At 53.8% G+C, this 11,195-nt stretch carries 10 protein-coding genes; 4 read left to right on the top strand and 6 right to left on the bottom strand.

Annotated elements, in window-relative coordinates:
• Positions 1–561: prolipoprotein diacylglyceryl transferase (gene lgt / locus QQ91_RS01090; RefSeq protein ID WP_166278945.1), on the bottom strand; the 561-nt coding region annotated here is incomplete at its 3' end.
• An 83-nt stretch (positions 562–644) separates the two neighbouring features.
• Here lgt and QQ91_RS01085 point away from each other — a divergent pair.
• The 3 genes from QQ91_RS01085 to QQ91_RS01075 all read left to right on the top strand — a co-directional run bounded on the left by QQ91_RS01085 (position 645) and on the right by QQ91_RS01075 (position 4,547).
• A complete protein-coding gene (locus QQ91_RS01085) occupies positions 645–1,787 on the top strand; it encodes an esterase-like activity of phytase family protein (protein ID WP_166278942.1) in 1,143 nt (380 codons plus the stop codon).
• Between the two features lie 151 nt (positions 1,788–1,938).
• Positions 1,939–3,312 (top strand): hypothetical protein, encoded by a 1,374-nt coding sequence (locus QQ91_RS01080; protein ID WP_166278939.1) that lies wholly within the window; start codon positions 1,939–1,941, stop codon positions 3,310–3,312.
• Between the two features lie 164 nt (positions 3,313–3,476).
• Positions 3,477–4,547 carry a DUF3474 domain-containing protein gene (locus QQ91_RS01075; protein ID WP_166278936.1) on the top strand — a complete coding sequence of 357 codons (1,071 nt, stop codon included), beginning with the start codon at positions 3,477–3,479 and terminating at the stop codon, positions 4,545–4,547.
• Between the two features lie 249 nt (positions 4,548–4,796).
• Here QQ91_RS01075 and QQ91_RS01070 read toward each other — a convergent pair whose 3' ends face one another.
• From QQ91_RS01070 to QQ91_RS01055, 4 genes are all read right to left on the bottom strand, one after another.
• The gene (locus QQ91_RS01070; RefSeq protein ID WP_166278933.1) at positions 4,797–5,012 is read right to left on the bottom strand and encodes a hypothetical protein; all 216 of its coding nucleotides are present in this window, start codon (positions 5,010–5,012) and stop codon (positions 4,797–4,799) included.
• A 345-nt stretch (positions 5,013–5,357) separates the two neighbouring features.
• On the bottom strand, positions 5,358–7,049 hold the full coding sequence (locus tag QQ91_RS01065) for a M48 family metallopeptidase (protein WP_166278927.1): 1,692 nt from the start codon (positions 7,047–7,049) through the stop codon (positions 5,358–5,360).
• Positions 7,050–7,241: 192 nt separating this feature from the next.
• The gene (gene rnhA, locus QQ91_RS01060; RefSeq protein ID WP_166278924.1) at positions 7,242–8,072 is read right to left on the bottom strand and encodes a ribonuclease HI; all 831 of its coding nucleotides are present in this window, start codon (positions 8,070–8,072) and stop codon (positions 7,242–7,244) included.
• A gap of 1 nt (position 8,073) precedes the next feature.
• Complete coding sequence (locus tag QQ91_RS01055; protein ID WP_166278921.1) at positions 8,074–8,598, bottom strand: sterol desaturase family protein; 525 nt, start codon at positions 8,596–8,598, stop codon at positions 8,074–8,076.
• 548 nt (positions 8,599–9,146) lie between these two features.
• On the opposite strand from QQ91_RS01055, the gene QQ91_RS01050 reads away from it, so the two are divergent.
• The gene (locus tag QQ91_RS01050; RefSeq protein ID WP_166278918.1) at positions 9,147–10,427 is read left to right on the top strand and encodes an aminotransferase class I/II-fold pyridoxal phosphate-dependent enzyme; all 1,281 of its coding nucleotides are present in this window, start codon (positions 9,147–9,149) and stop codon (positions 10,425–10,427) included.
• 75 nt (positions 10,428–10,502) lie between these two features.
• Here the strand turns inward: QQ91_RS01050 and QQ91_RS01045 are convergent, their stop codons facing one another.
• Positions 10,503–11,117, bottom strand: coding sequence for an alpha/beta hydrolase (locus QQ91_RS01045; protein WP_166278915.1), 615 nt, complete (start codon positions 11,115–11,117; stop codon positions 10,503–10,505).
• Between the last annotated feature and the right edge of the window lie 78 nt (positions 11,118–11,195).

The raw sequence follows: 11,195 nt of genomic DNA, 5'->3' as shown, positions 1-11,195 counted from the left end.
CAGAAATGTGGGATGAAAGTAGGCCACATCCTTCAGGCCCCCTGGCCGTTGTGCTGTGGGAATAAAAAGCTTCCAGGGCAGATCTGTGGGAGCCCCGAAGGCCTCCGAGTTAAAAAAATTTCCCCAGCGACCGATAGCTTGGCCCAAAATCAAGGAGGGGGCAACGGTATCAGCCACTTGCCAAAAGGACAGCTGCTTGAGACGACAGAACAAAAAGGTTGCCAGCATACCTCCCAAAATTGCGCCGTGAATCGCAATTCCACCATGCCAAATGGCGATGATTTCACCGGGATTTTCGCGATAGTAGGGCCACTGAAACAGGACATAATAAAGCCGGGCTGCGGGAATGGCACCAATGACCAGCCAAATGGCCAAATCACTTATCAGATCGGGCTTAATGTGCTGACGCTGCGCAATTCGTTGGGCCAAGACCACGCCTAGGAGCACTGCGGATGCAATTAAAATGCCGTACCAGCGCAGAGAGATAGGCCCCAGCTGCAGTTCTGCACCGGGAGACTGCAAGGTAAACCCCAAAAGGCCTGAGAAAAGAGCCGTTACCATGGAATGCGTATGGAGAAATGCTAAGCTTCATCACTCTAGCAGTCCAGGCTTGAGTCTGGATACGTTTGAAGGTCTATTACTGTATGAACCGACTCGCTCTGAAAACTCTGATTCCAGTGCTCACGTTGATCTGTCTGTGGGGCTGTACCTTCCCGGAAATCAGCGCCGAAGCTCGCACCTTTTTGAATCTATCCATCGAGTACCTGGACCGCTACGAACTGCTGCAAACCACCGTGGAGGACACAACCCTGGGTGGGATCTCGGCGATTGCCTACGACCGGCAAACTCAAACCTACCTGGCGCTTGCTGATGCCAAGGAAAATCCGCGAATTTACCGTCTGGCTATCCCTCTCGAATCGACACAACCGCCCCAGTTTGGTCCGATTGCGGTGCAGAAGGTCATCCGACTCCAAGCCCCCCAAACCCAGGATGGCAGATCCATTACCCTGGATCCAGAAGGCCTTGCCCTGGGCTCCAATCAGTGGGTATATGTTGCCAGTGAAGGTTCAGGCTCAGACCACCCGGCTCTATTTGCGGCCTTTGATGCAAACAGTGGCAACCTGAAAACTACCCTCCCCACCCCTCAGCGGTTTCAAGCTATAGAACAGGATCAGCAAGCGGTGAGCGGTATCTATCCGAACCTGGGCTTTGAATCGCTCACGTTGACGCCAGAGGGCGATCGCCTGTTTTCCGCCACCGAAGCCCCCCTCGTGCAAGATGCCCCTCCCGACCCGAGCCAGCCGAGTCTGGGGGTGAGGCTGCTGCATTACTGGATTGGTGTGGGCGATCCCTATGTGGTAGCTGAGCATCTTTATCCCCTGGAACTTCCGCCCTTGGGCAGCCTGTTCAACGGTCTGAGTGAATTGTTGGCAATCGATTCCGGGGGACATTTTCTGTCCCTGGAGCGGGCTGTCAACCCAGTCAATCACAGTTTCAGTGCCCAGTTGTTTCAGAGTGCCGTCGCCATGGCTTCAGACATTCGCACCCTTGAGGCGCTGCCTGAAAAGCTAGGCAACCTGATTCCTATTCAAAAAAGGCTGCTGTTTAACTTCTCGACGCTGGACTTTCCCCTTGGAAACTTGGAGGGCATGACCTTCGGTCCCCTGCTCGCAGACGGCAGTCGATCTTTGATCTTAGTTAGCGACAACGGCTTTGATCCCAAGCTTCCATCTGAATTTCTCCTGTTTCGGGTCCGTCAATTGCCAGCCATGACGGCTCATCCCTAGGGCTGTCCGCTGAATGTAAACGCTGAATGTAAACAAAGAATTGCATCCCAGGCCGAAACCCAGGCCCGTTCAAACAAAGATGGTAGATTGGCTGTATGTGCCAGCACGATTGGCTTAGCTGGCTGGCTCGGTCCCCTATCTAAAGCTGCCCATGACTTCCGATCCCAACGCAACCCCTGAACAAGATCCCAATGGCGTCCCTGGGGATGATCCGACGTCTGGAGAAAAGCCTAAGTCCGGTGAGGCTAGATCCGAGGAAACCCCGGCCCCAGAAGCAGAAACAACGGCCAAGGAGAATCCTTCCCCGGCAACTGCCCAAACCCCAGCCCCCAAAACCTCAGCAACAGCCGCCGGCACCGCCCAATCCAATTTGGAGTCTCCTGCGGCTGCCGATCAAGCCAAGCAGGTAGCCAGAATCATGTGGGCCCAGGCTAAGCCCATTCTCCAAACAGTCGGCACCCAAATCCTGCTCCTGGGGAACCGCTGCACTGAGTTCATGCTAGATCGCGGGTTTCCCGTTGCCTGGAGCAAGTTTGTCCAGATCTTGCCCACGGACTTTAAGCACAAGGTTCAGCAAAGGGTCGATCCGATCAAGGCAAAGGTCGTTCCCCTCTGGCAAAGGATCCAGCCCTGGCTGCAGCGCCAGTTGGGTCCCCTGTGGGCAAAGGTGCTGGCCTTCCTACGTCGCAAGCTTCCCGAGGACTTGTCTGGACAACTGAGCGATCGCTTTCTCAATGTGGCAATCCTCACAACCCTATTGGCACTATGGTGGTGTTTCTCCTCCCTTACAAGTCCTGGCCAGGCCAAGGCGCCGCAGTCTGATCTAACCTTCCCGGAAGTCAAAAACAAACCCTCCCTGACCAGTCCTTCCCCTAAACCGGTTCCCACGCCCAAGGCCTCGCCAAGTCCCACCGCTGCCAGCTCACCCAAACCCCTTCCTTCTCCGACGCCAGCCCTAGCGCCAAAGCCCCTCCCGTCACCGCCACCGGGGACTCCCTCGACAGTCTCTAAACCGCTGTCCTCCCCGAAACCCGCAATTCCCATCCCCCCCAGCCCTGCGGGATCTCCAGGGATGCCGTCCGCCCCACAGATGTCTCCAGCCCCGGTTGTGCCAGCATCGGGCCCGGATCTCATCGCTCTGAAATCAGAACTGGTCGTGGCCAGCAACCGCGCCCTAGAGGACGGGGGTGCCTTAATACAGAAGGTGTCGGTGAATTCTCAGCGGGATCAGGTCACCGTGACTCTTAGCAATCGCTGGTATGGGCTGGACCGTAAGGTGCAGGATAAATTGGCCGCAAATTTGTTTTCTAAGATTGAACGCCTGGATTACGCCAACATTGACATCCGGGACGCCCAAAATGAACGGGTGGCCCGCAGCCCTTACCTGGGCCACGAAATGATTATTTTGAAGCGATCTAGCCCCACAGCCCAGAACTCCGAGAGTCCCGATCCAGAGTCTTCTCCAGAGTCCAGGTCCAGCGGAAATCCCCGTACCTCTTCCGGCTCTATCTCCCTGAGTTCTTAGGTAATCCCTAATGGCCCCAGTCAGGATTAGGGCTACCCATTGTGGGCCCAGACCGGAATTTAATGTTAAGAAATGTTTCTCGATCAGGGTAGAATAGCGGAAATCTACGCAGTGGATCTGTAGCCATATCTCTGCTGCCTTCTGTCCGTCTACCTAGAGGTTTCGTGCCAAATTCCCCTGTCCTTGAACCCACCGTGCCCAGGAATCCTTCCGGTCGGACGGTTGATCTGCCCTTCGACTTGCAAGATGTTCGTCAGGCCATTCCCGCCTTTTGTTTTCAATCTTCTCTGTGGCGATCCCTCGCCTATTTTTTTTGGGATGTGTTCGTCATTACAGGTCTGTTCATTCTGGCCGCAGTCATTGATGCCGGGTGGTTTTATCCAATTTACTGGTTTGCTCAGGGTACGATGTTCTGGGCGCTATTTGTCATTGGGCATGATTGTGGCCACGGCTCGTTTTCTAAATACCGCAGGTTCAATCATTTCATTGGACATCTAGCGCACACCTTTATTTTGGTGCCCTATCACGGTTGGCGGATTAGCCATCGCACCCACCATGCCAACACGGGCAACATCGATACCGATGAGAGCTGGTATCCTGTCCCCGAATCCAAATACGATGCGATGGACTGGCCTGAGAAGCTGGTGCGATTTTATCTGCTCCTGTTTGCCTATCCCCTCTATCTATTCAAGCGATCGCCAGGTCGGAAAGGATCTCACTTTCTTCCCAGCAGCGACCTGTTCCGGCCTTCAGAAAAGTGGGATGTGCTAACCAGCACTGCTCTCTGGGGCTTAATGGTGGTGGGTCTGATTCTTTTTGGGATTCAGTTTGGGTTTTTGAGCCTCTTAAAGTTCTATCTGGTTCCCTACTTCGTCTTCATCGTTTGGTTGGATTTGGTGACCTACTTGCACCATACCGAAACCGATATTCCCTGGTACCGAGGGAAGGACTGGTATTTTCTGAAGGGGGCACTCTCAACGATTGATCGCGACTACGGAATTTTTAATCCGATCCACCACAATATTGGCACCCACGTCGCGCATCATATTTTCCTAAGTATCCCTCACTATCACCTTAAAACGGCAACCGAGGCCATCAAGCCTGTCCTGGGAGAACATTATCGGGTTGCCAAAGATCCCATTTGGACCAGCTTTATTCGCTCCTTTTGGGACTGCCACTTTATTAGTGATGAGGGAACCAAGATTTACTATCAGCCTATCAAACGACGGACCTGAGGAACTGGTGCTGGCTCAGGGCACCCCCCCGCAGTCCCCCGACTCCAATCTCCAATTTCTCGTCTCAACAGGCGTGCGCCCTCCAGGACTATTCCTGAGGGCGTTTTGTCGGCTCCTAACCCTCCCTCCAGGGACGGGACGGGAATCCCCCACACTTTTTGGGCCGAAATACCCACCACAATTACCGCCTCTCCAACTTAAAATTGATGAGAACCATCAGAATAGGCCATACAGTTTAGGGTGCGATTATCAAGCTGGCCCCGAATCTTCCCACGGGTGGTTGCATCGAAGGGAACTTCCACCCAAGCAGTTCGACACAATCAGATCGTCGAATTCCATCGGACGGCTGGCCAGCTGTTGACGACGAAATAAGAGCCCCACCAGCACAATGAATAATCCGCAGATCACCCCCACGGCGATAGCGGTGACCATCCAGATTAAAAGTTGTTCTTGGGACCCTTGCACGTCCGTATTCCCAGGCAAATGTAGGTCTCAAGGGATGGATGAGAGGGCTTACGGGTTAGGTGGCCGTGCTTTATCCCCAAAGAGCCAGGCAAACACCATCAACAACAGTCCCCACCATAAAAGCTGCGGAATTTGAAGCCAGTGGGCTAGCTGGAACGGATAGACAACAAACAGCCTAACGATCCAAAGGCTCAAGATAACCGCTAGAAGAAAAACCGAAACCGCCACGATGCAAAAACCAATGCTTCCGCCTACTTTAGCGTGAATTAAACTCAGGCAGGTGAGGGTACACCCGCCGCCTGTCTGGCGAAAGGGATCTGGCGAAAAGGACAAATTAGGGGGAGTTTACGGTTCCAGCAGCTCGGTGCGATCGCCCTCTAGCTCTGCTTCTACCTTGACTTCCTCTGCTTCCTCCACCTCCTCTAGCGATCGCAGCGCCGATCGCACCCTGGCCTGCATGGCTTGATGGGGCGCTACCCCTTCATAGCTGTAGCGGTTATAGCCATTGCGATCAATGAATGCCGAGATGTACTCAATCCGATTCTCAGGCTCCGGATGGGTCGAGAGCCAAAATGCCCCTCGCCTTTCCGGTTTCTCCGCCGTCAACCGACGGGTCAGATTCTCTAGACCATCGGCGGCATAACCGGCATTGGCTAAAATACGCGTTCCCAACAAATCTGCCTGTTCTTCCATCTCTCGGCTGTACCGAGTGACAGCCACCTTCGAAAACAAACCTCCAAAGGGAACCAGTTGGGTTAGGCTCCCTGTGGCATTGGCATTGGTATAAACCTGAAATCCATGGGAAAGAACCGCATGGGATAGCTCATGGGCAATCAGTCCCGCTAGTTCTGCCTCAGACTGGCTCTTTAGAATTGCACCACTATGGATGAAAATTTTGCCGCCGGGAAGGGCAAAGGCATTGAGCTTTTCATCATTGACGACAAAAAACTCATAGTCCAGGTCTCGCCCAGACACCGCCGCAAGTTTCTGTCCAATGCGACTGATATAGTCATTAACCGCCTCATCTTCTAACATCTCCAACCGCTTTTGATAGGACTTTGCCGCAGAGGCACCGACACTATTTTCTCCTCGCAGCATCACCACAGCATTCTGAATTGGAGAGATCACCCCCAACGGGTTTCCTAGACCCACGTTCAAGGCTCCTGTCAAGACGCTACCGATGGTGTTACTGGTTATATCCTCCCGCAGGGTGGCTCTAAACTTTTGTTGATAGACCTCAGCTAGCTCGGCAAACTCGCTGGCACGTGGGTGATCGGGATTGAGCGCCGCAAACTGCCGGGCAGTGATTGCAGCTGGGAGCCAACGCATCATTGTTGCCTGCTGCTGCATTAACGCCTCCTGTAACTCTGGCACGTTAGGATAGGCGCTCGCCCCCCGCTCTAGGGCAGCTAGGGCGGCCTCAGGGCGCTGATAGTGATTGTGAGCCTCGGCAAGCTTGAGATGGCCAGGAATAAACTCTGGATATTTTTCCGTCAGGATGGTGAGGGGAACCACGGCCTTGCTCTCAAGCTGTTGTTCAAGTCCCACAGTTCCTTCTCGCCAGTAGACCTTAACCGCTGCACTGTAGTCTGGCGAAAACGTGGGATCCGGTCTTGAGGATCTCGAACTCACCGGAGCGGCAGCTTGCTTCGCCTGGCGGTACAATGCCATAGCACCTGACCGATCACCCGCTTCATAGAGCCCATCTCCCTGCTTCAGTAAGTCCAGGCGTGCCTGAGCTTCCGCGGACAACGCTAGGCCTAGGGAGGTTTCCTCTTCAAAGGGGTTCAACGAATCTGGCGGTTGAGCCCCAGAGAGATCGGACTCCGCCACCAGGGAGACTTGAGGCTCAGACGGTTCGCCAGGCCAAGCGGGCTGAGGCATGACCCAAGAAGCCGTTTGCCCCGATTCGCTCCAGTACAGTCCAGCTTCGGCCAACGCTGAAGCCTCCCAGAAACCAGAAAAAAGCAGGCCCACAGTGGTTAGGCCACCACTGCAAACCAGCAACAAAGAGGGAAAAAGTGATCGATCAGCCATGACTCTAACGTCCTACGGATTCAAGGGAAAAACGCAATGGGCACCCATGCCCCGCACCACAACACTAGGTAGGCCTACGCCTCACCGTCCGCATCCCAGGGGATTGCATGGGATGTCACTGTTGTTAAGATGACCGGTTCTATCCGAAATCTTTCACGTTTTGCCAATCCGTGCCATGGACAGCAACCCTGACTAGGGTTCCCCCCCCTCCTGAAGCTGCCAGAGGATTTGATTGCTTTCGCGACGCACCCGAGAAACTGTCCAATTGCGCCAGACCCACGCCTCGCCGCGACTCGTAACGGCACTGGGATGGACATGCATCAAATCGGCCAGCTCCGAACTGGTGATCAAAAAACCCGTTTGGGCAATGTCCTGGGCTATTTTCAGGGTCTCTAGTAAATGCTGAAGCCGCTGCATGCGGGCCTGGTCAGCCGAGATATCAACGGTATCATGATGGGAGTCGTGAGAGTGCATCATCGGCAATAGAGAGGAGTGAGATTGCGCGAGAACCGGCTGACTCGAGGGTGAAGTTTGAACCACCGACCCGCCAGCAGGCTGATTGAGGGGAAAGGTCTGATCCTGGGCAAAGCCGCGGGCAATTTGATCACATCGCTCATTTCCAGGATTGCCAGAATGACCCTTGACGTAAAACCAGTCCACTTGATCTCGCTGAACCCGATCTAGGGCCATCCACAGATCTTGATTGAGCACTGGCTTACCCTGAGCCGTTTTCCAGCTGCGACGCTTCCAGCCTTCCAGCCACTGGGTCGCCCCCTTTTTGACATATTCACTGTCGGTGTACAGTTCGACACGCTGAGCGCTCGGATGTTGGGCAATAAACTGCAGGGCCGCGATCGCCGCCTGTAGCTCCATCCGATTGTTGGTGGTTTCAGCCTCAAACCCACCCATTTCCTGCACAGAGCCATCTTCAAAGTACGCCACGACCGCCCAGCCGCCAGGGCCGGGATTACCCGAGCAGGCTCCATCGGTATAGACGCAATTAATCGCTACAACACCAGACAATCTACCACCACCGTAATTCCAGGTAACCTCGCGGAAGACGATTCATCTCATCTTCGGAGAGCCAATCGATGGCCTTGTAGGTTCCGAACACGTGATCCCACCAGTCCACAGCCAGTCCGAAGTTATGATGCCACATGCCGTACTTGTGGTGGACGTAGTGGACCGGCATCTTCATCCAAAAACACTTCCTTGGGTTTTCATGCTGAAGCTGATGGGCATAGGCTGAAAAGGCAGCATAGACTAGCGCGCCTGCAAGCCAACCGATGCCAGCACTCATGGAAACAAAAAACATGACTCCCATGGCCAGGGAACTTCCCAGCACGTAGTCCCTAAATTCTTTGATCACACCTTGGCCTTCATTGCGACGGTGATGATCCCGGTGCTTTGCACCAACGCGCACCGAGGCGTGCATTAACCGATGCATCCAATATTCTACAAAACTCGCAAAGACAAAGGCCGCCACAAAAAAGAGACTACCCATCAACCACGGGCTAGGCCAGCGACCAAATCCGATTTCTGCAACCATGCCGTCAATTCCTTACCCACATCTGTCTAGACAACGATCTTCACTATACCCTTCTAGTCGAAAAATCAATGGGTAGGCCAACGGCCTAGCCCATGAGCCAGGCACTGCGCCCCCATGGGAAAAAAAATTCGCCTTTGAAAATTCCACGACTACCCCAAAAAATGGTGTAATGTATATCGCAACAGATCTAGCTCTTCTGTGCTTTCCTGTTGTTTACCGCTTAAATGGTTTATTCTCGGAGGGATTCAATTTGACGCTGTGCAGATTGACCGACTTCTGAAGAAGATATTTCATTTGCTTGTCAGCAACAAATTCATGGCGTGGTTAGTCCTCCTATCTTAGGTGCGTGTTTGGGTTTCTCCTTCAGCGCACCGGTGCAAATGAGCTACGAAGGTCACCCTTCAAAATTTGTTAATATCCGTACTTGCGGGCATTCCGGACCCATTGAGGTCAAAGGTCTTTGCTGGGGAATGCTGGGGTTGGAAATTAGTAGACTAGTGAGCCATCGTGGTTAGGCTGATCACATATCGAGGTTTAGGGAGTTTGTAGTGCAAGTCGTAAAGGAATACGTTGAACGTTGGTATGCCAGTGGCCTAGACCCTGACGAGTACATTTGCCACCACAAAGAGGGCAACTTTGTCGACATTGAAGAGTCTGCAACAGGCAAGCGGCACCACGTTTTAACCTTTTGTACCAACGATGTGTTAGGGCTGGTGCAGGACCCTAAAGTTCAGCAAGCTGCCATTGATTCCATCCTGCGTTATGGAACCTCTAATAGCTCCTGCTCCGTACTCAGCGGTCGGATTGACTTGCATCGCCAGCTTGAGGATGAGATTTCTGAGTTTAAGCACTTAGCTCATACTCAACTTTTTCTCAATGCTTGGATGGCGATGCAGGCGCTGATGGACGCCTTTTGTCATTTGGCTATTCCGGTGCCAGGTTTCGAGCATACGCGCGAAACCTTGATTCTAACCGATGTTTTGAACCATGGCTGTATTGTTTCCGCCGTTGTCAATGCCGGCACCCGATCCGGAAAAGTGTTTGGATATAGCCCTCGAGTACGGGTGAAGGCCTATCGCCACTGCGACATGGAAGACCTGGCAAGAAAGCTCAAGCGCTATGCCAGGCCTGGCGATCGCATTTTGGTCGTCTCCGATGCCGTGTTCTCCATGGACGGAGACATTGCGCCCCTTCCTGAAATGATTGAGGCTTTACGCCCCTATCCCGACAGCGTACTGGTCATGGATGAAGCCCACGCAAGTGGGGCCATTGGTGCTACGGGACGGGGAATTTACGAACATTTTGGCCTAACTCCTCAGTATCCTGCTGATCGGGGAATCGTACCCCTGATCATGACCACCTTTTCCAAGTTTGCGGCATCTGCCGGAGCAGCAATCAGCAGTGACGTCAAAGAACTCAAGCCGCTGCTAAACGTTTCCCCCACCTCCATTGGCACCATTTCGCTCCCGCCTCCGCTCACCGCAGCGGCCTTGACCAGCATTCAGCAGGTCAAGGGGCGGCCAGAACTTGTGAAAAAACTGCAGGCCAACGCCAGGTATCTGCGATCGCAGCTGCGAGAGCATGGCTTTGAAGCAATTGGAGAAACCAATGTCGTCCCAGTTTTGCTGCCTTCTGAGATCAACCCCAAGGAATTTGGCCGCATTATGCTCGAAAAGCATGGCATTTGGATTTCGCCTATCTGGTTTATTGCGAAGCCAAGGATGCGAATTACAGCCAACGCTTTGCACAGCAAGGAAGAGATGGATCAGCTCGTCAGCGCCATGGTCGCCACGCGGAACGTTCTCTACCGTCCCACGGTGAGTGCCTAGGAATAGTGCCGAAGTATGATAGGGCCTCAGAGGCAAGGAGCATCAACGTCGAGCTTTTTAGGTTGATTTTCTCTACTACGGCCCTGACTGCTCCAGCACTCCCTGGATAAAGCGCCGAACTCCCGCAAGGGCCTGGGCATTAATTTCATGGGCCATCGGCAGTTCCAGGTATTCCACAGAAAATCCGGAGGATGCTAGCTGTTGTCGGGCTTGATGGGCCGCTTGAATAGGCACGACAGGATCTTGCTGACCATGGATCAACAGCACAGGCTTGGGCCAAGGCACCGGCGTAGACGCCGATGGATGCAGGTATCCACTCAGGCTGATTAGGCCCGCGAGGGGCAGGTCCCAGCCCACGGCCATGGCCATGGCTCCACCTTGGGAAAAGCCCCCTAGCATCAAATTCCTCAGGGGAAGCTTCAGGCGCTCCGCCAAAATCTGAAGCGCTTCTTCCAACTCACTGCAGGCAGTGTCAAAATGTTCTCCCGTTTCCAGGTCATACCACATCCGCCCTGCAAGAGAGTAGGGATGGGGAAGGGGGGCGTTGGGTAGAATAACCGTACAGGTTGACAGCGCCAGCATCTCAACTAGCGGAGCGAGATCCTGAGCATTGGCGCCCCATCCATGCAGCAAGACCAGCGCGTGCGAGGCCGGCTGAGGAGACGGAAAGGTTAGGTAGTCAAGGGTCAAGATATCCTCCCAAGGCGATGCGCCAAGTCACACATCCCTCTGTACAGGTGTGTCAAAATATTCGCAACCGGAGTACCA

It is taken from the genome of Lyngbya confervoides BDU141951 (genome assembly GCF_000817775.3).
Classification (GTDB): Bacteria; Cyanobacteriota; Cyanobacteriia; order Thermosynechococcales; family Thermosynechococcaceae; genus Lyngbya; species Lyngbya confervoides.
The sequence above is the reverse complement of the archived record's forward strand: the minus strand, read 5'-3'. Positions and strand labels throughout refer to the sequence as shown.

Excerpts from the sequence above, each read along its gene's own strand:
- QQ91_RS01085 (WP_166278942.1), top strand. The coding sequence starts at position 645 with ATGAACCGACTCGCTCTGAAAACTCTGATTCCAGTGCTCACGTTGATC.
- QQ91_RS01080 (WP_166278939.1), top strand. The coding sequence starts at position 1,939 with ATGACTTCCGATCCCAACGCAACCCCTGAACAAGATCCCAATGGCGTC.
- QQ91_RS01065 (WP_166278927.1), bottom strand. The coding sequence starts at position 7,049 with ATGGCTGATCGATCACTTTTTCCCTCTTTGTTGCTGGTTTGCAGTGGT.
- QQ91_RS01055 (WP_166278921.1), bottom strand. The coding sequence starts at position 8,598 with ATGGTTGCAGAAATCGGATTTGGTCGCTGGCCTAGCCCGTGGTTGATG.